17 protein-coding genes, 2 tRNA genes and 3 rRNA genes are annotated in these 21494 nt (G+C 38.4%); 19 read left to right on the top strand and 3 right to left on the bottom strand.

Features of this window, described 5'->3' with window-relative positions; genetic code table 11:
- Nucleotides 1–79: 79 nt before the first annotated feature.
- From K0U91_RS04705 to rpsJ, 5 genes are all read left to right on the top strand, one after another.
- Nucleotides 80–1660 carry a hypothetical protein gene (locus tag K0U91_RS04705; protein ID WP_220178593.1) on the top strand — a complete coding sequence of 527 codons (1581 nt, stop codon included), beginning with the start codon at nucleotides 80–82 and terminating at the stop codon, nucleotides 1658–1660.
- Between the two features lie 145 nt (nucleotides 1661–1805).
- Nucleotides 1806–2219: a 30S ribosomal protein S12 gene (gene rpsL / locus K0U91_RS04700; RefSeq protein WP_027383325.1), complete on the top strand. Its 414-nt coding sequence runs from the start codon at nucleotides 1806–1808 to the stop codon at nucleotides 2217–2219.
- A 23-nt stretch (nucleotides 2220–2242) separates the two neighbouring features.
- Nucleotides 2243–2719 (top strand): 30S ribosomal protein S7, encoded by a 477-nt coding sequence (gene rpsG / locus K0U91_RS04695; RefSeq protein WP_219970214.1) that lies wholly within the window; start codon nucleotides 2243–2245, stop codon nucleotides 2717–2719.
- A 6-nt stretch (nucleotides 2720–2725) separates the two neighbouring features.
- Nucleotides 2726–4843, top strand: a complete 2118-nt coding sequence (gene fusA, locus K0U91_RS04690; RefSeq protein ID WP_219970215.1) for an elongation factor G — start codon at nucleotides 2726–2728, stop codon at nucleotides 4841–4843.
- A gap of 17 nt (nucleotides 4844–4860) precedes the next feature.
- Nucleotides 4861–5166: a 30S ribosomal protein S10 gene (rpsJ, locus tag K0U91_RS04685; RefSeq protein WP_002661363.1), complete on the top strand. Its 306-nt coding sequence runs from the start codon at nucleotides 4861–4863 to the stop codon at nucleotides 5164–5166.
- A 151-nt stretch (nucleotides 5167–5317) separates the two neighbouring features.
- Here the strand turns inward: rpsJ and K0U91_RS04680 are convergent, their stop codons facing one another.
- Nucleotides 5318–5518, bottom strand: a complete 201-nt coding sequence (locus K0U91_RS04680) for a hypothetical protein (RefSeq protein WP_220571817.1) — start codon at nucleotides 5516–5518, stop codon at nucleotides 5318–5320.
- A gap of 1158 nt (nucleotides 5519–6676) precedes the next feature.
- Here K0U91_RS04680 and K0U91_RS04675 point away from each other — a divergent pair.
- The 6 genes from K0U91_RS04675 (at nucleotide 6677) to K0U91_RS04650 (ending at nucleotide 13067) form a co-directional block, all read left to right on the top strand.
- A 16S ribosomal RNA gene (locus K0U91_RS04675) occupies nucleotides 6677–8193 on the top strand.
- Nucleotides 8194–8373: 180 nt separating this feature from the next.
- Nucleotides 8374–8447: transfer RNA gene (locus tag K0U91_RS04670), tRNA-Ile, on the top strand.
- Nucleotides 8448–8550: 103 nt separating this feature from the next.
- Nucleotides 8551–8624, top strand: a tRNA-Ala gene (locus K0U91_RS04665).
- Nucleotides 8625–8829: 205 nt separating this feature from the next.
- Nucleotides 8830–11589 (top strand): 23S ribosomal RNA (locus tag K0U91_RS04660).
- Nucleotides 11590–11703: 114 nt separating this feature from the next.
- A 5S ribosomal RNA gene (rrf, locus tag K0U91_RS04655) occupies nucleotides 11704–11811 on the top strand.
- Together the 16S, 23S and 5S rRNA genes with 2 tRNA genes alongside form the textbook arrangement of a ribosomal RNA operon.
- Nucleotides 11812–12578: 767 nt before the next feature.
- Nucleotides 12579–13067, top strand: a complete 489-nt coding sequence (locus K0U91_RS04650) for a low affinity iron permease family protein (protein WP_219971489.1) — start codon at nucleotides 12579–12581, stop codon at nucleotides 13065–13067.
- A gap of 40 nt (nucleotides 13068–13107) precedes the next feature.
- Here K0U91_RS04650 and K0U91_RS04645 read toward each other — a convergent pair whose 3' ends face one another.
- Entirely contained in the window at nucleotides 13108–15816 is a 2709-nt protein-coding gene (locus tag K0U91_RS04645; RefSeq protein ID WP_220180822.1) for a hypothetical protein, read from the bottom strand.
- A gap of 39 nt (nucleotides 15817–15855) precedes the next feature.
- Nucleotides 15856–16836: a hypothetical protein gene (locus tag K0U91_RS04640; RefSeq protein ID WP_220180821.1), complete on the bottom strand. Its 981-nt coding sequence runs from the start codon at nucleotides 16834–16836 to the stop codon at nucleotides 15856–15858.
- 325 nt (nucleotides 16837–17161) lie between these two features.
- On the opposite strand from K0U91_RS04640, the gene rplC reads away from it, so the two are divergent.
- The 8 genes from rplC to rplP all read left to right on the top strand — a co-directional run bounded on the left by rplC (nucleotide 17162) and on the right by rplP (nucleotide 21484).
- Nucleotides 17162–17788: a 50S ribosomal protein L3 gene (gene rplC / locus K0U91_RS04635; RefSeq protein WP_162087529.1), complete on the top strand. Its 627-nt coding sequence runs from the start codon at nucleotides 17162–17164 to the stop codon at nucleotides 17786–17788.
- A complete protein-coding gene (rplD, locus tag K0U91_RS04630; RefSeq protein WP_219971492.1) occupies nucleotides 17779–18408 on the top strand; it encodes a 50S ribosomal protein L4 in 630 nt (209 codons plus the stop codon). Before rplC ends, rplD begins: the two co-directional genes overlap by 10 nt.
- Before the next feature lie 3 nt (nucleotides 18409–18411).
- Nucleotides 18412–18702 carry a 50S ribosomal protein L23 gene (rplW, locus tag K0U91_RS04625; RefSeq protein ID WP_219971494.1) on the top strand — a complete coding sequence of 97 codons (291 nt, stop codon included), beginning with the start codon at nucleotides 18412–18414 and terminating at the stop codon, nucleotides 18700–18702.
- Between the two features lie 22 nt (nucleotides 18703–18724).
- On the top strand, nucleotides 18725–19546 hold the full coding sequence (gene rplB, locus K0U91_RS04620; RefSeq protein ID WP_219971495.1) for a 50S ribosomal protein L2: 822 nt from the start codon (nucleotides 18725–18727) through the stop codon (nucleotides 19544–19546).
- 2 nt (nucleotides 19547–19548) lie between these two features.
- On the top strand, nucleotides 19549–19827 hold the full coding sequence (gene rpsS, locus K0U91_RS04615; RefSeq protein ID WP_050378485.1) for a 30S ribosomal protein S19: 279 nt from the start codon (nucleotides 19549–19551) through the stop codon (nucleotides 19825–19827).
- Between the two features lie 2 nt (nucleotides 19828–19829).
- Nucleotides 19830–20228 (top strand): 50S ribosomal protein L22, encoded by a 399-nt coding sequence (gene rplV, locus K0U91_RS04610; protein ID WP_219971497.1) that lies wholly within the window; start codon nucleotides 19830–19832, stop codon nucleotides 20226–20228.
- Between the two features lie 8 nt (nucleotides 20229–20236).
- Complete coding sequence (gene rpsC, locus K0U91_RS04605) at nucleotides 20237–20980, top strand: 30S ribosomal protein S3 (protein WP_219971498.1); 744 nt, start codon at nucleotides 20237–20239, stop codon at nucleotides 20978–20980.
- Between the two features lie 78 nt (nucleotides 20981–21058).
- A complete protein-coding gene (rplP, locus tag K0U91_RS04600) occupies nucleotides 21059–21484 on the top strand; it encodes a 50S ribosomal protein L16 (RefSeq protein WP_219971499.1) in 426 nt (141 codons plus the stop codon).
- The last annotated feature ends 10 nt before the right edge of the window (nucleotides 21485–21494 follow it).

The following is a 21494-nucleotide window of genomic DNA, read 5'->3' as shown; positions in this document are numbered from 1 at the left end:
TTGTGCCGAAATGTTCTCTAGTTGATTGATGATAGTTATCTTTGGTATTTTAAAAAATGATTGATTTATGTTCATAAATATGAGTAACGTGTCAAAAAGCTGGTGGATTTCATTTTTGATACTTGCTGCAGTATGTTTGGGATATTACATCAATACACTTTACAAAACAGATTTTCACTATACCTATTTTATTGATGATGCATATATTCATCTCGCGATTGCTAAAAATTTTGCTTTACATCAAGTCTGGGGAGTGACGTCTCACCAGTTTTCATCAAGTTCTTCTGCACCGTTCTATACTTTTCTACTAAGTATATTTATCAGTTTATTTGGTAATAATGATCAGCTTCCTCTATATGTCAATCTTTTTTTTGGAATAGGAGTCATATATTTCCTCAACAAATACTATTCAGCGTTTTTCAAAGATGCAAAAAGTGTCATTTGTGCGGTTTTGTTCACCGTATTTTTTGCGGTTTTACATCTTCAGCTATTATCTGGGATGGAACATTTGCTACACATTTTACTTATTGTGATGAACATTTTCTGCCTAAATAAATTGAATCAAAACAAAAAATATGCTGTTGGTTTTTATATCACGATCTTATTGATGGGACTGGTACGCTTCGAAAGTATGTTTTATTTTGCCGCCCTTGCTTTCTGCCTTATTTTAATGAGAAAATGGAAGGTAGCAGCAATTGTTATTTTAACGGGTTTTATTCCGATAGCAGTATTTTGTTATTTTAATTATCAGCAGGATGGCTATCTTTTCCCCAATTCTGTGGTGATAAAAGGGGCAAAGCTTAGTTTTGATTCTCATTTTTTCGCCCGGTTGAAAACGATTGTATTTGATAACTTTTTGTTCAACATCAGTTTTTATAAAGTTGGATTTTTTCCTATTCTGATGTGTGCTGTTTTTTTGTTCAGAGATTTTAAAAAACAGAGTTTTGATATAGTTGTCAAACGAAATTTTCTTCTCACTGTTTTTTCGCTGCTGATGATCGGTCATTCATTGTTTGCAGATTTGAAAGGTGGCTTTAGGTATGAGGCCTATATTCTGACAGGTTTTTCTATGGCTTTAATTCCGAAAACGACATTATTTTTTCAAGATTTTAAGGCTTATATAAAGAAGGAACGATTAATAAGTTTTTTAATATTGATCAATTTTTCACTGATGATTTACAAGCTGATCATTTCACATATGGTATTAAATGATGGAGGTAAGAATATCCATGAACAGCAGGTGCAGTCGGCAAAGTTTTTACATCAGTATTATAATCAATCTAAAGTCGTAGCCAATGACATCGGAGCAATTACTTATTATACAGATATTCATTTGTTTGATATTGCGGGTTTAGCTTCAAAAGAAATGATTCCGTTTAATGAAAACAAGGCGGTTTTTGATGATAGATTTGAGATTTTTTTGACTGAGTTTTCTACTAAGAATCAATATGATCTAGCAGTAGTATACGAGGTTTGGTTTGGAGGTCGCGTGCCAAAAAGCTGGAAAAAGGTTGCTACCCTAAAAATTAAAAACAAGATAACAGTGGCTCAGGATGAAGTTGCAATCTACTGTATCAATTTGGAAAATTTAGATTTGCTAACAAAAAACATACAAGATTTTAAGTGGGATAAAAATGTCAAGGTAGATATAGTTGAATAATAAGGCGAGTAAGCACTACTTTACAATAGATGTCGGCTTGTTTTTTTTATTAATAATTAGATATTAAAAAATATTATTTACACATAACTTATTGTCATTTAAAAAATTATTCATAATTTTGCACCCTAAAATAAAAAGCAATTAAATGCCTACTATTCAACAATTAGTAAGAAAAGGAAGAGTCGCACTCACCAAGAAGAGTAAATCGGCTGCCCTTGATTCTTGTCCACAAAGACGAGGTGTATGTACGAGAGTATATACTACCACTCCTAAGAAACCTAACTCTGCACTTAGAAAAGTTGCAAGGGTAAGACTTTCAAACGGTAAAGAAGTCAACGCCTACATCCCGGGCGAAGGACATAATCTTCAAGAGCACTCGATAGTATTGGTACGCGGCGGAAGGGTGAAAGACCTACCGGGAGTACGTTATCATATCGTAAGAGGAGCACTAGACACAGCAGGTGTTAGTGGAAGAACGCAGAGAAGATCTAAATACGGAGCTAAGAGACCAAAACCAGGTCAGGCAGCAGCTGCGCCGGCAAAAGGAAAGAAAAAATAATCATTAAATAAGGTACAGAAACAATGAGAAAGACAAAAGCGAAAAAAAGACCGTTGTTACCAGATCCGAAATTTAATGATCAATTGGTAACTAGATTCGTAAACAACTTGATGCTAGACGGTAAGAAGTCTATCGCATTCAAAATATTCTATGATGCATTAGACCTTGTAGAAGCAAAAAAAGGAGAAACTGAAAAAACTGCACTAGAAATCTGGAAAGATGCATTAACAAACGTTATGCCTCACGTAGAAGTACGTTCTAGAAGAGTAGGTGGAGCCAACTTCCAGATTCCAATGCCGATCAGAGCTGATAGAAAAATTTCTATGGCAATGAAATGGTTAATCCTTTACTCTAAAAAGAGAAATGATAAGTCAATGGCTTTGAAATTGGCTAACGAAGTAGTAGCTGCTGCAAGAGAAGAAGGTGCTGCTTACAAAAAGAAATCTGATACTCACAAAATGGCGGAAGCTAATAAAGCTTTCTCACACTTTAAATTCTAACTAGAAATGAGTAGAGATCTTAAATTTACAAGAAATATTGGTATTGCTGCGCACATTGATGCCGGTAAAACGACCACTACAGAAAGAATTTTATTCTATACAGGGGTAAACCACAAAATTGGTGAAGTACATGATGGTGCTTCAACAATGGACTGGATGGAGCAGGAAGCAGAAAGAGGTATTACCATTACTTCTGCTGCAACTACTTGTTCTTGGAATTTCCCAACAGATCAAGGTAGGCCATTAGCTGAAACTAAGCCTTACCACTTCAACATCATCGATACACCGGGACACGTTGACTTCACAGTAGAAGTAAACAGATCTTTGAGAGTATTAGATGGTTTGGTATTCTTATTCTCTGCAGTAGACGGAGTAGAGCCTCAGTCTGAAACAAACTGGAGACTTGCTGACAACTATAAAGTTGCAAGAATGGGATTCGTAAACAAAATGGACAGACAAGGTGCTGACTTCCTTAACGTGGTAAACCAGGTTAAGACGATGTTAGGATCAAACGCAGTTCCAATCGTTTTACCAATCGGTGCTGAAGAAGATTTCAAAGGTGTCGTGGATCTAATTAAAAACAGAGCAATCGTTTGGGACGAAGCAGGACAAGGAGCTACCTTCGAAGTAGTGCCAATTCCTGAAGACATGAAAGCTGAAGTTCTGGAATACAGAGAGAAATTAGTTGAAGCAGTTGCTGATTATGATGATACTTTGATGGAGAAATTCTTCGAAGATCCAGATTCAATTTCAGAAGACGAGATCAACGAAGCTCTTAGAAAAGCGACTATCGATTTATCTATTATCCCTATGACCTGTGGTTCTTCATTCAAGAATAAAGGAGTACAGTTTATGTTGGATGCGGTATGTAAATATTTGCCTTCTCCATTGGATAAAGATGATATTAAAGGTACAGACCCAAGAACAGATCTTGAGGTTACAAGAAAACCAGACGTAAAAGAGCCTTTCGCGGCTTTAGCATTTAAGATTGCTACCGATCCTTTCGTAGGAAGATTGGCATTCTTCAGAGCATACTCTGGTAGACTAGATGCAGGTTCTTATATCTTAAACACCCGTTCAGGTGATAAAGAAAGAATTTCAAGAATTTATCAGATGCACGCTAACAAGCAAAATCCTGTAGATTATATTGAAGCAGGAGATATTGGTGCAGCGGTAGGTTTTAAATCTATCAAAACAGGTGATACAATGTGTGATGAGAAACACCCGATCGTTCTAGAATCGATGGTTTTCCCAGATCCGGTAATTGGTATTGCTGTTGAACCTAAAACTAAAGCAGATCAGGATAAAATGGGTAATGCTTTAGCTAAATTAGCTGAAGAAGATCCTACATTCCAGGTTAAAACTGACGAAGCTTCTGGTCAAACGATTATTTCAGGAATGGGTGAGCTTCACCTTGATATTCTTGTAGATCGTATGAGAAGAGAATTTAAAGTGGAAGTTAACCAAGGTCAGCCTCAGGTAGAATACAAAGAAAATCTTACAAGAGTTGCTCAGCACAGAGAGGTTTACAAAAAACAATCTGGTGGTAAGGGTAAATTTGCTGATATCGTATTTGAATTGGGACCTGCTGAAGAAGGTAAAGTTGGGTTAGAATTCATCAATGAGATCAAAGGTGGTAACGTTCCTAGAGAATTTGTTCCTGCAATTGAAAAAGGCTTTAAAGCTGCAATGAAGAACGGTCCTTTGGCTGGTTTTGAAGTTGAAGGTATTAAAGTTACTCTTAAAGACGGATCTTTCCACGCTGTGGATTCTGATGCACTTTCTTTTGAATTGGCTGCGAAAATCGGTTTCAAAGAAGCAGGACGTGCTGCTAAGCCAGTAATTATGGAACCTATTATGAAATTGGAGGTTGTAACTCCGGAAGAATATATGGGTAACATCATTGGTGACCTTAACAAGAGAAGAGGTACGATCAGTGGGCAGGAAGAGAAAAATGGTGCCGTTGTCATCAAAGGTTCAGTTCCACTTTCTGAGATGTTTGGATATGTTACTACTCTAAGAACACTTTCATCAGGAAGAGCTACTTCTTCTATGGAATTAGAGAAGTACCAGGCAACTCCTCAAAACGTTGCTGAAGAAATCATTGCTAAAGCAAAAGGTTAATTTTTTAAATTAAAGAAATGTCACAAAGAATCAGAATAAAACTAAAATCTTACGATTACAACTTGGTAGACAAGTCTGCTGAGAAAATCGTAAAAACGGTAAAGGCTACTGGTGCTGTTGTAAACGGACCAATTCCATTACCTACAAATAAGAGAATCTTCACTGTACTAAGATCTCCGCACGTTAATAAAAAAGCTAGAGAACAGTTCCAATTATCAGCTCACAAGAGATTGATGGATATCTATTCTTCTTCTTCTAAAACTGTGGACGCTCTAATGAAACTTGAATTACCAAGCGGTGTAGACGTTGAAATTAAAGTGTGATAATTTAGATTATCATTATATTATACATCCCTTTTCGAAAGAAGAGGGATTTTTTAGTTTTAAATATTAAACACAATAAAATAAGTTGAACAATTAAGTTAAGAATTTCGAATAGAGCTTTTCAATCTTTACCATATCCAATAAAATAAACTTAAATATATAAAGGACGATTATCGTAAAGTAATAATCTCCTAAAAGCAATTTCATTTTTATTGTCTGCATGATTTATTTCCAGGAGCTCATTCCCTCTCTTTGCTGTATCTTTTTTGCGTTGGTCTCCGCTGCGCTCCGCCACCGCAAAAAAGGATGCCGCTTCGATCGGGGCTAGGGGGGAGGCGATAAAAATTACCATTGTTACCACTAAATTTAATTAGACCCAGCAATTTTATCAGTCATATTTATATACGACTCTTTGAATATTACCTTGAGACGACTAAAATTTTTTTAATTTCAGTTCATCCTTGTAATAAGCTCCGTAGAAGCACCATGTCTGCAGAGATTATTTATCAGAGAAAACAGCGGCATCTTCATCGTGTTTTAGAAAATCACCTGTAGTCATTGCGCTCCTGCGGAGCGCGTTCATTTGTTAATTTGGAAAAATCTGAAAGCCTGATCTTTACAAACATAAAATATCTGTAGCCAGATCACCGGCAATACATAAACTCCGGAGGAGAGCAATTTGCATCATGATTTATAAATGAAAGCTGGGTTCCGTAGAGAGCTGCACGCAAAGCTTCTTACACAAAGGTTACTAATAAATCATCTAATTAAGAAGATCCTTTCAGGTGCGATCTTTCCGGGAACCGCTCAAATACACTACTTTTCCACAATGAGCTCTGGAGGAGCGCCCTGTTTGCAGCAGAGAAATTCATGAAGAAAAGAGCGGCCTAACCAACGGTTACCCAGCGCCCTTCAGTGCTTATAGCACGATCCCCCATATTCTCAAACCCTCAAACCAGCATTCGTTGTCCCCCTTCACCTAACCTTCCACGTTAAATTTTTCTCTCAGACTTTCAGTGTCTTATGCTGTTATATGAATTAAACTTCAACATGATGTTAATTAAATTTGTGTGGATATAGAAAATGCCCTATCTTTGCCCCACTGAAAACGAGAGTGATTGGTAGCGCAGGAGAGCCTTAAAGCGGGCGTTTAAAGAAGATCCTATTTGGATATAAATTTAGGGAATTGCAAAAATTTAGTTGATAAAAATTTGTGAGGAAAGAAAAAGTTTATATCTTTGCAGTCCCGATAAAGGGAGCGCAGGAGTAGGGAAGTTTAGGTGTTGTAAATGGGAGATTAGGGTTACTAAAAAAACTTTAAATTTTTCACAAAAACATTTGGCTGTTTCGGAATAAATTATTACTTTTGCACACGCAAATACGGCAAAGCCCAACGACAGAAAAGGGTGGCCGGGGGAGCGGAAGAGAAGAGATCATTGAAAAATAGATATAACAACCAAGTAAGGAAAAACTAAAGCGTCAAAACTTTGAGTGAGCGTAAGACAAACATACAATGGAGAGTTTGATCCTGGCTCAGGATGAACGCTAGCGGGAGGCCTAACACATGCAAGCCGAGCGGTAGAAGATCTTCGGATCTTTGAGAGCGGCGCACGGGTGCGGAACACGTGTGCAACCTGCCTTTATCTGGGGGATAGCCTTTCGAAAGGAAGATTAATACCCCATAATATATTGAATGGCATCATTCGATATTGAAAACTCCGGTGGATAGAGATGGGCACGCGCAAGATTAGATAGTTGGTGAGGTAACGGCTCACCAAGTCAATGATCTTTAGGGGGCCTGAGAGGGTGATCCCCCACACTGGTACTGAGACACGGACCAGACTCCTACGGGAGGCAGCAGTGAGGAATATTGGACAATGGGTGAGAGCCTGATCCAGCCATCCCGCGTGAAGGACTAAGGCCCTATGGGTTGTAAACTTCTTTTATACTGGGATAAACCTACCCTCGTGAGGGTAGCTGAAGGTACAGTATGAATAAGCACCGGCTAACTCCGTGCCAGCAGCCGCGGTAATACGGAGGGTGCAAGCGTTATCCGGATTTATTGGGTTTAAAGGGTCCGTAGGCGGACTCGTAAGTCAGTGGTGAAATCTCATAGCTTAACTATGAAACTGCCATTGATACTGCGGGTCTTGAGTAAGGTAGAGGTAGCTGGAATAAGTAGTGTAGCGGTGAAATGCATAGATATTACTTAGAACACCAATTGCGAAGGCAGGTTACCATGTCTTAACTGACGCTGATGGACGAAAGCGTGGGGAGCGAACAGGATTAGATACCCTGGTAGTCCACGCCGTAAACGATGCTAACTCGTTTTTGGGCTTTCGGGTTCAGAGACTAAGCGAAAGTGATAAGTTAGCCACCTGGGGAGTACGTTCGCAAGAATGAAACTCAAAGGAATTGACGGGGGCCCGCACAAGCGGTGGATTATGTGGTTTAATTCGATGATACGCGAGGAACCTTACCAAGGCTTAAATGGGAATTGATCGGTTTAGAAATAGACCTTCCTTCGGGCAATTTTCAAGGTGCTGCATGGTTGTCGTCAGCTCGTGCCGTGAGGTGTTAGGTTAAGTCCTGCAACGAGCGCAACCCCTGTCACTAGTTGCTAGCATTAAGTTGAGGACTCTAGTGAGACTGCCTACGCAAGTAGAGAGGAAGGTGGGGATGACGTCAAATCATCACGGCCCTTACGCCTTGGGCCACACACGTAATACAATGGCCGGTACAGAGGGCAGCTACACAGCGATGTGATGCAAATCTCGAAAGCCGGTCTCAGTTCGGATTGGAGTCTGCAACTCGACTCTATGAAGCTGGAATCGCTAGTAATCGCGCATCAGCCATGGCGCGGTGAATACGTTCCCGGGCCTTGTACACACCGCCCGTCAAGCCATGGAAGTCTGGGGTACCTGAAGTCGGTGACCGTAACAGGAGCTGCCTAGGGTAAAACAGGTAACTAGGGCTAAGTCGTAACAAGGTAGCCGTACCGGAAGGTGCGGCTGGAACATCTCATTTTAGAGCGTCCTTAGACGTTAAACAAAAAAGATACTTAAATGTATCATATACTTGCTTAAAAGAAAACGTTTTAGTTTTTACTCGGTTGCTTATATTATAAAAATACAAAACCCACTAGAAATTAGTATTAGGGAAGAGAGATAATTAACAATTATTAATTAATAATTATTAATTAGAGAGAGTCTCGTAGCTCAGCTGGTTAGAGCGCTACACTGATAATGTAGAGGTCGGCAGTTCGAGCCTGCCCGAGACTACTAATTGAAGGGATTAAAGTATTAAAAAGTTGAAAGATTAAAATATTAGCGATTGTTAATTTTTTAATTATTAAATCTTTTAATCATTTAATCTTACCTAGAGGGGGAATTAGCTCAGCTGGCTAGAGCGCCTGCCTTGCACGCAGGAGGTCAAGGGTTCGACTCCCTTATTCTCCACAGTTTTGCGAGTTTGATTTAAAAGTACGATGGATAGAGCCAAAACAAATATCCGTTTATCAGACTTTCAGAAAGACATAAGATCATTGACATTAACGGTAAAAATATCACAAAGAGAAAACCGAGCGCAATTAAGCGTTTGAGTTTACAAAAATAGCTTGGTAGTAATACTGAGCAAAAAATACTGAACTAATTAATAATTAGGAAAGAAATCGTTAAGGGCGTATGGCGGATGCCTAGGCTTTCAGAGGCGAAGAAGGACGCGGTAAGCTGCGAAAAGCTGCGGGGATCGGCACACACGAATTGATCCGCAGATGTCCGAATGGGGCAACCCGGCATGTTGAAGACATGTCACTCCGCAAGGAGAGCAAACCAGGAGAACTGAAACATCTAAGTACCCTGAGGAAAAGAAATCGAAGAGATTCCGTAAGTAGTGGCGAGCGAACGCGGATTAGCCCAAAAGCTTTTATATGTTTAATAGAATGTTCTGGAAAGAACAGCCATAGAGGGTGATAGCCCCGTATATGAAAGGCATACATAAGTGATAAATGAGTAGGGCGGGACACGTGAAATCCTGTCTGAATATGGGGGGACCATCCTCCAAGGCTAAATACTCCTGAAAGACCGATAGTGAACAAGTACTGTGAAGGAAAGGTGAAAAGCACTTCGAATAGAAGGGTGAAATAGAACCTGAAACCGTACGCCTACAAGCGGTCGGAGCCCACAAGTTGGGTGACGGCGTGCCTTTTGCATAATGAGCCTACGAGTTAATTTTACTAGCGAGGTTAAGGACTTCAGGTCCGGAGCCGGAGCGAAAGCGAGTCTGAATAGGGCGCTTAGTTAGTAGGATTAGACGCGAAACCTTGTGATCTACCCATGGGCAGGTTGAAGCTTTGGTAACACAAAGTGGAGGACCGAACCGGTTGACGTTGAAAAGTCTTCGGATGACCTGTGGGTAGGGGTGAAAGGCCAATCAAACTGGGAGATAGCTCGTACTCCCCGAAATGCATTTAGGTGCAGCGTCGTGTATAAGTTTATTAGAGGTAGAGCTACTGATTGGATGCGGGGGAGTCAAATCCTACCAATTCCTGACAAACTCCGAATGCTAATAAATGTTCCACGGCAGTGAGGGCGCGGGTGCTAAGGTCCGTGTCCGAGAGGGAAAGAACCCAGACCAACAGCTAAGGTCCCCAAATCTCTATTAAGTTGAAGCAACGCGGTTGGACTGCATTGACAGCTAGGATGTTGGCTTGGAAGCAGCCATTCATTTAAAGAGTGCGTAACAGCTCACTAGTCGAGCGGTCCGGCATGGATAATAATCGGGCATAAATAGAGTACCGAAGCTATGGATTTACAACTTTGGGTTGTATCTGGTAGGGGAGCATTCTGTTCGCACAGAAGCAGTATCGTGAGATATTGTGGAGCGTACAGAAAAGAAAATGTAGGCATAAGTAACGATAAAGCGGGCGAGAAACCCGCTCACCGAAAGACTAAGGTTTCCTCAGCCATGCTAATCAGCTGAGGGTTAGTCGGGACCTAACGCGAACCCGAAAGGGGTAGTGGATGGACAATGGGTTAATATTCCCATACTTGCTCACACTAAAAAGGGGACGGAGTGCCGTACCTGCTGGAGACTGACGGAATAGTCAAGGCCTAGCCTTCGGGCGAAGCTGCTGCAGGGAAAGTGCTTCCAAGAAAAGCCGAAGTGAAGCAACCCGTACCAAAACCGACACAGGTAGTCGAGGAGAGAATCCTAAGGTGCTAGAGTGAATCATGGTTAAGGAACTAGGCAAAATAGTCTCGTAACTTCGGAAGAAGAGACGCCAGCAGCAATGCTGGCCGCAGTGAAGAGGCCCAGGCGACTGTTTATCAAAAACACAGGACTCTGCTAAATCGAAAGATGCTGTATAGGGTCTGACACCTGCCCGGTGCTGGAAGGTTAAGGAAGGGCGTTAGCAGCAATGCGAAGCGTTTGACTGAAGCCCCAGTAAACGGCGGCCGTAACTATAACGGTCCTAAGGTAGCGAAATTCCTTGTCGGGTAAGTTCCGACCTGCACGAATGGTGTAACGATCTGGGCACTGTCTCAACCATGAGCTCTGTGAAATTGTAGTAACGGTGAAGATGCCGTTTACCCGCAATGGGACGAAAAGACCCTGTGAACCTTTACTATAACTTCGTATTGACTTTGAGTAAGTAATGTGTAGGATAGGTGGGAGACTTTGAAGCAGGCACGCTAGTGTTTGTGGAGTCAACGTTGAAATACCACCCTTTACTTACTTGGAGCCTAACTTCTTTTAGAAGGACACTGCGTGGTGGGTAGTTTGACTGGGGTGGTCGCCTCCAAAAGAGTAACGGAGGCTTTCAAAGGTACCCTCAGCACGCTTGGTAACCGTGCGTAGAGTGTAATGGCATAAGGGTGCTTGACTGTGAGACCTACAAGTCGATCAGGTGCGAAAGCAGGACATAGTGATCCGGTGGTTCCGTATGGAAGGGCCATCGCTCATAGGATAAAAGGTACTCCGGGGATAACAGGCTAGTCTCCCCCAAGAGCTCACATCGACGGGGAGGTTCGGCACCTCGATGTCGGCTCGTCACATCCTGGGGCTGGAGAAGGTCCCAAGGGTTGGGCTGTTCGCCCATTAAAGTGGCACGCGAGCTGGGTTCAGAACGTCGTGAGACAGTTCGGTCTCTATCTATTGCGGGCGTTAGATGTTTGAGAGGGCTTGATTCTAGTACGAGAGGACCGAATTGAACAAACCTCTGGTGTATCAGTTGTTCCGCCAGGAGCACCGCTGAGTAGCTACGTTTGGAAGAGATAAGCACTGAAAGCATATAAGTGCGAAACTCGCCTCAAGATGAGACATCTTTTAAGGGTCGTTGGAGATGACGACGTTGATAGGCTACAGGTGTAAAGTTGGTAACAGCATAGCCGAGTAGTACTAATTACCCGTAGATTTATTGCCTAATTGGCAACGCTTAATTGCGCAATCAAGGTTCTCTCTTTGTGAACATTTTTATCGATAAAAAGCCATAAGCTTAAGGCCTAAAACCTAATGCTTACAGCTATATACAACCTTTAGGGTGGTTTTAGCGGTGGGGCTCACCTGTTCCCATTCCGAACACAGAAGTTAAGCCCACCAGCGCCGATGGTACTGCGAAAGCGGGAGAGTAGGTCGCCGCCAGTCTTTTTTTTAAAGCTCCTTTATCAAACGATAAAGGAGCTTTTTTTTTGAAATAAACTGAAGCTAAATTTAAAGCTGACACAAAGGCAAAAATTATCTTGATATTTAAATAGCAGATTTTTTTATGTCCAGCCGACTTTAACAGGCCGCTCCTCCGGAGCTTGATCATCTTAACTGATCAATCAATCAATCAATCAATCAATCAATCAATATGATCTATGTTCTATGAACAGCTCGCCACTTCGTGGCTCTGCGGGGTAAAGAATCTTTCGCTTACAACCTGTCATAAAACTCCGTTTACGTTGACCAATAAAGAATTGTTTTGTTATCAATTAGAATGAAGTCCAATACAAAAAAGGTGATTACCTGATTTACAACTAAACCTAACCTAAACTTAAATCCGAGATTTTAATATTTTTGACACCGCATGAGGGAATATACCTCACCCTAACCCGATTGAAACGACATCCTTTTGTGTTCTTTGGAAAAAGCACAGGCAACAAAAAAGATACAGTGAAGAAAGGGTAGAAGCTCCTGATGATAGTGAAAGTGATAATTAGTAAGTTAGAGGAGACAATTCATAAAAAAGAGAAAAATGGTTCAGTGATACGTCGCGTTCATTTAAAGAACAGTATAAAAATAATCGAGATCCGAATGTGAAATGAATGGTATTGGAATTAAAGTTGAAGATCGGAAAAGCCTATAAAAAATCCGATAGTAACTGTTAAGTAACAGATGTTTTTTGATTAATTTTAATAAAAATAAAAGCAATGTCAAAATCAGATAAAAGTATTTTCGAAAGATTTTCAAATTGGGCAACAAAATTTACGGGCAGCTCTTATGCTTTTCTCAGTGCGGTTGCAATTGTTGTAATCTGGGCACTTTCCGGTCCGGTATTTAATTATTCTGAAACATGGCAATTGGTGATTAATACGGGTACAACAATCATCACATTCCTGATGGTTTTTTTAATTCAGAAAGCACAGAATAAAGATTCAAAAGCAATTCAAATCAAACTAAATGAGCTGATCGCAGCCAATGAAAAAGCAAGTAACAGAATGGTTGATATCGAAGATCTTACCGAAAAAGAGTTAGATCAAATACATTGTTATTACGAGAAATTAGCAGATTTTGCAGAAGAAGATGAAGACATCCATGCATCTCATTCTATAGATGCTGCTCATAGAAATCAGGATTCTAAGCAGGCATCATTTAAAAAGAAATATGAAGAATGGATGCGGGAACAGGCCCAGCAATAAAAAAAGGAATCCAATTGATTCCTTTTTTTATTGCTTTCAATTATCTCTTCATAAAATAATCAAAGTAACTGCAGCTTCCCAAAAGCGTTCTGGCAGCTTCAGTATCTGAATACTGTGACTTCAATTGAGCAAAATAAGTTCTGTACTTTTGATTTTTGATATCATTAAGCTGTTTTTGGTAAGCATCATTTTTCTGTGACCATTGAGGATCATCATAATTGATATTTGCTTGATTTTTTGATTCATATTGATAGTACTTTCCCTGCTCGGCACTGGCCATCTGAAATAAAATTCTTGCCTTTTGTTCTTTATCTGTTGAGATATTCATTGCTTTTTTATAATAGTTTATAGCTAAATCGAAATTATCAGGCTCGATATAGGTTGTTGAAGTAAAATTCTTGTAGTAATACTGATATGGGTTTTTCTTACCTGTACTCCAGAAATCATATTTTCCGCCATTGCTGTTGTCAACATCCATCACAAACAATTCACGGTAATATCCTAAAATTGATGTGTTATACAAAACATTCCCAATCAGCTGATTGGCTTGAGAAGATTTTTGGTCTTTTCCGTTTCCTGCTTTTTTTAGCTGAATCAAAGCATCTGCCAATTCAAGCTTATTCATATTGGTTTTGATATATGGAAATGCCGTATAACCTTCTGCTACCATGCTTTCTACATCTGAACTTCCGAAACTTTCCCAAACATTATGCCCGAAAACCAAATCCGGAATATTGTTGTATCCATCATAATTTTCTCCAGTGTATACTAATTTTTCGTACTTGTCAGTTTTTGGATTATATGTTTCGTAATTTTCCCGTGGTATTCCGGAGAAATTCTGAGCTTTCTGATAATATGATTTCGCTTTCTCAAAATCAGCCGTTCTCATCGCGCGGTCACCGTAAATCACATTAAAAAAAGCATCAATATTGCCAACGTCGTCCATATTTTTGGCAATAATCTGCTGTTCAAACTGAGTCTTGTTCGTTTTTCTGTAAAAATTTTCCACGCTTTTTACTAATGTTGAATTGGGGTTGTATTGAAGATCAGACAGTTTATTATTCATCAGGAAAGATTTCCCGTCTTCACCCTGCAGAAAATAACGGTTTGCCAAAACATCTTTCAGGAAAGAAGCTGTAGATGGAGCAGAGCCGTAATAGTCATATCCTCCTTCATCGATGCTGTCTTTTTCAATTTTCTTTTCAACAAAATAATCTGCGTAATCTTTGATAAGATGATCTTCGAATTCCGCTGTTATTTTGGGTTGAGAAACAATGTCATTCAACACTTTCATTCTTTTGATCTCTTCCAAATATTCGGGATTACTGGTTTTGATTTCTTCGAGAATTTCTGTGCTTGCCTTGTAATCTTTCTTTAGAAATTTAAGATAAGCACTTGCGATCTGCCAGTATTCGTCTTTCGATTTCTCTTTTGTTTTATCCGTAAACTGTTCCAGATCATCCAGGAAATCTTTTTGCTTATCATCGTAATAATAGCTTTGATTTTTCGTGTAAAAAGGAATTCTGTTCGGGTTTTCAAGCAGTTCGTCATCGCTTTGATCGTTTTTGTTTCCGTCTTTTTCTTTATCAGATTTTGAACTGAAAAGATTTTTAAAAAACATCACAATCTTTTGCCAGAAAGAAAGCTCTTTTGGTTTTGCCTCTTTCGTCTCAATTTTATTTGAGTTATTGTCTGCCCCAATCTTACTTGACTGATCCGAATCTTTAGAATCGTAATAGTAAGTTGGTAAATAACTTCTTTCAAGCTCATTGATACTTCTCACAGCCATCACCTTCAGGATTTCAGAATCAGGATCGATGTCATACATTTTTTCCATCATCGGAATCGGATTGGTAAAATCTTCATATCCAAGTAGAAAATAGGCCATGTTTTTCTCATCGTTGTTTCCGGCCCTTTTCAGAATATTATTAAAAGAAGCTGTGTCAGAAAGTTTCATCGAAATAAATGCAGATTCTTTACGGCTCTTGCTGTTCTTAAAGACCTGAAAGAAATTCCAGTTTGCATCTTCACCCATCTGCAGACCTCTTTGAGCACCTGCCAATTGATCTAATGCCATATAATAAGCAGCACCTCTTAATGAAAGAGATTGTACATACATCTTGAAGGCCTGAAGCGCCGTATCAAAATTCCTTGTATAATGATTAAAACGAACAAGCTGATAACCGTAACGCTGCTTGATCTCAGGATTTTTTGCAGCATTGTATAAGGAAGTTAATGCTGAGACTGTTTTTTTGTAATCTAAATTGGTTGCATTTTTATCATTTTCATTTTCTCTGTAATAAAAAGAATCTGCAGTTTCTACATAATTGATTTTCATGTAGGGCTCAAGGTATTTTGCCTCAATCAGATAATCGATTCCTTCGCGATATTTTTGATAAAAACCAGATCCTACTTTTTTCAGCAGCTGATTGTTTGGGCTGCCTTTTTTCAGGTTGTTCAGATCATTCATCGTCATTGCATATACCAGATAATTTGTCTCAGAATAGGTGAGCTGATTATTAAAATATTTTCGCCAAGATTCTATATTTTCGTCAGGAATCTGTGACCTTTTAAAATCAGTATAAAATCTTTCAGAATAGTTATGAAGAAAAGGCAGGTAAGATTTATCTTTTATGATACTTTGGGTAAAAAGATTAAAGTAATCATAATCGGGATCTGCCCATGCGCAAGCTTCAGATTTGGTATAAAAAAGCGATGCAATGATAAGAGTAAGAAGATACTTTTTCATGTTAATATTGGTGTTTATTTTAAACAGTTTATCTCTAATCTATATTTTTTGAAAATTTCGACCATATACAAATTTACTATCTAATTGATAATATATGATGATGTAGGCATTTAATTTTTTATCTAAAAACTCTATTACTTCTTCAATCTGTTCATCAGAAATTTCTTCGACTTTTATTTTAAAACCTTTATTCAGAAAACTTCCAAAATAGAAACCGTCTTTTGCCACTTCAATTTCACTTTCGGAGATTTTATTAAAATTGGGGTTCGTAAGATTTTTTTTAGATAATGCGTTGATTAGTTTATGCTTACCCAAATGATTGGTGACGATTCCCCAGGAATAAATGGGGAGCGCTACTTCAATCTTTTTCAAAGGATATTCTTCTAGTTTAAACAGATAATTTTTCAGAATATTTACATCTAAAATCGAATTTATATCAGAGTTTTCTAGTGGCGAAGAAGTAGAATAGCACATCAGATATACTTTTTCTACAGGTGGAATTCCCATGAGATTTTTATCTTTCACCTGATGAAGTCTTAAGGTACAGGTGATTTGTTTGCCAGATATCTTTTTCAATTCCTTCAAAAATAAAAAATAGTCATCTTTAGTCCCGGCGGTCCAGTCGCAGTCAATCTGGATTTCATTATCGATCTTTAAAGTATAATCTGCAATTTTTTTTTTTATTAACTGATGAATGCTTTGGGCAAGAAATTTTATTTCTTCTTTTTTAATATTCAGAAAAGTACGATTTGTTATAAAAACTGCCGGAACAATTTTCTTATCAGTTTGGAAACTTTTGTCTTGGGTGATAACAGCAACCGGCTCAAATTTTCCGTTCAGTTTATCTACATCAAAAAATCTTGTATACAAATAAGGTGCAGTAGATTGATTGAGTGCCTTTTTTTCAGTTTCGTTAAAAGCAAGATTTGTTTTCCAATAATAATAGGTGTAAGGATGTCTCTGTTTTTCGCTGCAGGAAATAATAGTAAGAAATATAATAAGCAGTTGAAATCTTTTCATAATTATATAAGATGCTTTTCACGATTGTCTTTATGCCGGTTATATGGGCTGGTAAAAGCTATCGGCTTTGAAAAAAGTGATTTCATAATTCTTTTTATCAAAAATAGAAATAATCTCAGACAAATTTCACCTTAAATTTTTAGGAAATACCTAATTGGTTATAAATCAAAATATTTGCAATAAATATTTGCCATTTTGAAAATTATTCATACATTTGCACACTCATTTTAGGAAAGAAGTATGCCTAATTCAAACTTAGAAATTACTCATGATATTTTAAAATGAAATTCAATACAAGGAAATTTTATAACATATTATATAAATAATGTCAGGTATTATTGGAAAAAAAATTGGGATGACTTCTCTGTTTGACGAAAACGGCAAAAATATGCCGTGTACCGTTATCCAGGCAGGTCCTTGCTCAGTTTTACAGGTCAGAACCATTGAAAAGGACGGATATAAATCTGTTCAGTTAGGTTTCGATGACAAGAGTGAAAAGAACGTTGGTAAAGCGTTAGCCGGCCATTTTAAAAAGGCTGGTTCTGCTCCTAAAGCTAAATTGGTAGAATTCTACAGAGAATTCGTCGATACAGTAAGCGTTGGAGATGAAGTAAAAGTTAACTTATTCGCTGAAGGTGAATTTGTTGATGTAACAGGAACTTCTAAAGGTAAAGGTTTCCAGGGTGTTGTTAAAAGACACGGCTTTGGAGGTGTAATGCAAGCCACTCACGGTCAGCACAACAGATTAAGAGCCCCAGGTTCTATCGGTGCAGGATCGGATCCTTCGAGAGTATTCAAAGGAATGAGAATGGCAGGTAGAATGGGAGGTAAGCAGGTAACTGTACAAAACCTTCAGGTATTAAAAGTGGATCAAGAACAAAATCTTTTAGTAGTAAAAGGTGCTGTTCCGGGAGCTAAAAATTCTTATGTAATTATCAGAAAATGGAACTAGTAGTATTAAATACATCAGGAAAAGAAACCGGAAAAAAAGTAACTCTAGACGAATCTGTATTCGGTATTGAGCCAAATAAGCACGCGGTTTACTTAGAAGTAAAACAATATCTTGCTGCTCAGCGTCAAGGTACTCATAAATCAAAAGAAAGAAGCGAAATCACTGGTTCAACTAAAAAGTTGAAAAAGCAAAAAGGTTCAGGTTCTGCAAGATATGGTGATATCAAGTCACCGGTTTTCAGAGGTGGAGGTAGAATTTTTGGTCCAAAGCCAAGAGACTACAGATTCAAATTGAACAAAGCGCTTAAGAGATTGGCTAAAAAATCTGTTCTTTCTCAAAAGATGAAAGATAACAGTATTAAAATTGTAGAAGGTTTGAGCATTTCTGCTCCTAAAACTAAAGATTTCATCACTATCTTGAATGCATTGGCATTGAACGATAAGAAGTCTTTATTCATTCTGCCTGATACAAACAAGAATGTATATTTATCTTCAAGAAACTTGCCTAAGACTAAAGTGATGAAGTTCAATGAGATCAGTTCTTATGACTTAATCAATGCAGGTGAGATCGTTTTCTTAGAAGGTGCAGTTGAAAAATTCCAGGAAAATTTAAAGAAATAAATCATGTCACTAATTATCAAACCAGTTATTTCAGAAAAGGCAAACTATCTTACAGATTTAAGAGGTGCTTATTCTTTCTTAGTACAACCTAAGGCGAATAAAATCCAGATTAAAAAAGCGATAGAAGTAGCTTACGGTGTGAAAGTAGCAGACGTTAGAACCATGATTTATGCTCCTAAAGTTTCTTCAAAGCACACTAAAAAAGGTCTTCAAGTAGGAAAGACAAACAAATTGAAAAAAGCAATTATCACTCTTGCAGAAGGGGAAGTAATTGACATTTTTGCTGTAAATTAATTATTAATTATAAATAATAGTAATGTCTGTTAGAAAATTAAAACCTATCACCCCAGGACAGAGATTCAGAATTGTAAACAATTTTGAGGAAATTACTACCAACAAACCAGAGAAGTCTCTAACCGTTGGTATTAGTAAGTCAGGTGGACGTAACCAAACTGGTAAAATGACCATGCGTTACACCGGAGGTGGACACAAAAAGAAATACAGAATTATCGACTTCAAAAGAAACAAACATGATGTTGAAGCAACGGTAAAAACTGTAGAATATGATCCAAACAGAACTGCTTTCATCGCTTTAGTTGAATATGCAGACGGAGAGAAGAGATACATCATCGCTCCAAACGGGATCAAAGTTGATCAGAAAATCATTTCAGGAGAAAGCGTAGAGCCTAATGTAGGTAACGCAATGAAATTGAAAAACATTCCATTAGGTACAGTAATTTCTTGTATCGAAATGAAGCCTGGTCAAGGTGCAATCTTAGCAAGAAGTGCTGGTTCTTCAGCTCAATTGACTTCAAGAGACGGAAAATATGCAATCATCAAATTGCCTTCAGGAGAATCTAGAATGATCCTTACTGAATGTTATGCAATGATTGGATCTGTTTCTAACTCTGATCATCAGTTAACTGTTTCAGGTAAAGCTGGTAGAAGCAGATGGTTAGGTAGAAGACCTAGAACAAGACCGGTAGTAATGAACCCTGTAGATCACCCAATGGGAGGTGGAGAAGGTAAGTCTTCTGGAGGTCACCCAAGATCTAGAAACGGTATGCCGGCTAAAGGTTACAAAACCAGAAAGAAAAACAAAGCGTCTAACCGTCATATCATATCTAAACGTAAATAATTATGGCAAGATCACTTAAAAAAGGACCATTCATCGCATATACTTTAGATAAGAAGGTTCAGGCAAATATAGAAGCTGGTAAAAAAACAGTTATTAAAACTTGGTCTAGAGCATCAATGATCTCTCCGGACTTCGTAGGACAAACTATTGCAGTACACAACGGGAAATCTTTTATCCCTGTTTATGTTACAGAAAACATGGTTGGTCACAAGCTAGGCGAATTTTCTCCAACAAGATCTTTCAGAGGTCATGGTGGTAATAAAAACAAAGGAAGTAGATAATCATGGGATCAAGAAAAAGAGAAAGTGCATTAGCACGTAAATTAACAAATCAAGATGTAGTAAAAGCATTACACAACGATTGCCCGACATCTCCTAGAAAGATGAGATTAGTTGCTGATATCATCAGAGGGGTAGAAGTTGACAAAGCTTTAAGCATCCTAAAATATTCAAAAAAAGGAGCTTCTGAAAAATTAGAAAAAGTATTACTTTCTGCGATGGCCAACTGGCAAACAAAGAACGAAGGTGCTGATATTGAAGAAGCTAATCTTATCGTTAAAGAAATTTTTGTAGACAGTGCTAGACAATTGAAGAGACTAAGACCAGCTCCACAAGGAAGAGGGTACAGAATCAGAAAAAGATCAAACCACATTACACTAATCTTAGGTACAAAAGAAAATTAATTCAAGGTATGGGACAGAAGACAAATCCAATTGGTAACAGATTAGGTATCATCAGAGGATGGGATTCTAACTGGTTTGGCGGAAACGATTATGGAGACAGAATCGCTGAAGACTACAAAATCAGAAGATACCTTGAAGCAAGATTATCTAAAGGTGGAATTTCAAAAATTTATATTGAAAGAACACTTAAATTAGTAACAGTAACAATCACTACAGCCAGACCGGGATTAATCATCGGGAAAGGAGGTCAGGAAGTTGACAAGTTAAAAGAAGAATTGAAGAAACTTACAAAAAAGGATATTCAAATCAATATTTTCGAAATCAAAAGACCTGAACTTGATGCAGTATTAGTTGCAGACAGTATCGCTAAGCAAATTGAAAACCGTATCTCTTACAGAAGAGCCGTGAAAATGGCAATCGCTTCTACCATGAGAATGGGTGCAGAAGGAATCAAAGTTCAAATCTCTGGTAGATTAAACGGTGCTGAAATGGCAAGATCTGAGTCTTTCAAAGACGGAAGAATTCCATTATCAACTTTCAGAGCAGATATCGATTATCATATCGGTGAAGCATTAACTCAATACGGTAAGTTAGGAGTTAAAGTTTGGATCATGAAAGGCGAAGTGTACGGTAGAAGAGATCTTTCTCCATTAGTAGGACAACAGAAGAAAACTGGTCCTTCAGGTGGCGGAAACAGAGGAGGCGGAGACAGAGATAACAGAAGACCTTCAAGAGATAAAAAGAATAATTAATAAAATTTTAGAGGATAGTTTTTAAATGACCGTTACTTTTTTAAAATCTAAATTCTAAAATCTAAAATTTAAGAAATTATGTTACAACCAAAAAGAACCAAATTCCGTAGAGTTCACAAGATGAAGATGAAGGGGATTGCTCAAAGAGGTAATCAACTTGCTTACGGAACTTTCGGAATCAAAGCTACAGAGGGTGCTTGGATTACTGCTAGACAGATCGAAGCCGCTCGTATCGCTGCGACAAGATATATGAAAAGAGAAGGTCAGTTATGGATCAAAATATTCCCGGATAAGCCAATTACTAAAAAACCAGCCGAAGTAAGGATGGGTAAAGGTAAAGGTGCTGTAGAATATTGGGTAGCTGTAGTAAAACCTGGTAAAATTATGTTCGAAATCGGAGGTGTATCTTACGATATCGCAAAGGAAGCTTTAAGACTTGCTGCACAGAAATTACCGGTAGTTACCAGATTTGTAGTTGCTAACGATTTTGTTAAACCTCTTTAATCTCTGAAAC

Origin of the sequence: Chryseobacterium sp. LJ668 (assembly GCF_019613955.1) — a bacterium.
In the GTDB taxonomy this organism is placed as follows: Bacteria; Bacteroidota; Bacteroidia; order Flavobacteriales; family Weeksellaceae; genus Chryseobacterium.
This window is presented reverse-complemented; position numbering and strand designations above follow the sequence as displayed.

What these genes read in the sequence shown, in the direction of transcription:
- K0U91_RS04705 (WP_220178593.1), top strand. Translation starts at nt 80, where the DNA reads ATGAGTAACGTGTCAAAAAGCTGGTGGATTTCATTTTTGATACTTGCT.
- rpsL (WP_027383325.1), top strand. Translation starts at nt 1,806, where the DNA reads ATGCCTACTATTCAACAATTAGTAAGAAAAGGAAGAGTCGCACTCACC.
- rpsG (WP_219970214.1), top strand. Translation starts at nt 2,243, where the DNA reads ATGAGAAAGACAAAAGCGAAAAAAAGACCGTTGTTACCAGATCCGAAA.
- fusA (WP_219970215.1), top strand. Translation starts at nt 2,726, where the DNA reads ATGAGTAGAGATCTTAAATTTACAAGAAATATTGGTATTGCTGCGCAC.
- rpsJ (WP_002661363.1), top strand. Translation starts at nt 4,861, where the DNA reads ATGTCACAAAGAATCAGAATAAAACTAAAATCTTACGATTACAACTTG.
- K0U91_RS04680 (WP_220571817.1), bottom strand. Translation starts at nt 5,518, where the DNA reads ATGGTAATTTTTATCGCCTCCCCCCTAGCCCCGATCGAAGCGGCATCC.
- K0U91_RS04650 (WP_219971489.1), top strand. Translation starts at nt 12,579, where the DNA reads ATGTCAAAATCAGATAAAAGTATTTTCGAAAGATTTTCAAATTGGGCA.
- K0U91_RS04645 (WP_220180822.1), bottom strand. Translation starts at nt 15,816, where the DNA reads ATGAAAAAGTATCTTCTTACTCTTATCATTGCATCGCTTTTTTATACC.
- K0U91_RS04640 (WP_220180821.1), bottom strand. Translation starts at nt 16,836, where the DNA reads ATGAAAAGATTTCAACTGCTTATTATATTTCTTACTATTATTTCCTGC.
- rplC (WP_162087529.1), top strand. Translation starts at nt 17,162, where the DNA reads ATGTCAGGTATTATTGGAAAAAAAATTGGGATGACTTCTCTGTTTGAC.
- rplD (WP_219971492.1), top strand. Translation starts at nt 17,779, where the DNA reads ATGGAACTAGTAGTATTAAATACATCAGGAAAAGAAACCGGAAAAAAA.
- rplW (WP_219971494.1), top strand. Translation starts at nt 18,412, where the DNA reads ATGTCACTAATTATCAAACCAGTTATTTCAGAAAAGGCAAACTATCTT.
- rplB (WP_219971495.1), top strand. Translation starts at nt 18,725, where the DNA reads ATGTCTGTTAGAAAATTAAAACCTATCACCCCAGGACAGAGATTCAGA.
- rpsS (WP_050378485.1), top strand. Translation starts at nt 19,549, where the DNA reads ATGGCAAGATCACTTAAAAAAGGACCATTCATCGCATATACTTTAGAT.
- rplV (WP_219971497.1), top strand. Translation starts at nt 19,830, where the DNA reads ATGGGATCAAGAAAAAGAGAAAGTGCATTAGCACGTAAATTAACAAAT.
- rpsC (WP_219971498.1), top strand. Translation starts at nt 20,237, where the DNA reads ATGGGACAGAAGACAAATCCAATTGGTAACAGATTAGGTATCATCAGA.
- rplP (WP_219971499.1), top strand. Translation starts at nt 21,059, where the DNA reads ATGTTACAACCAAAAAGAACCAAATTCCGTAGAGTTCACAAGATGAAG.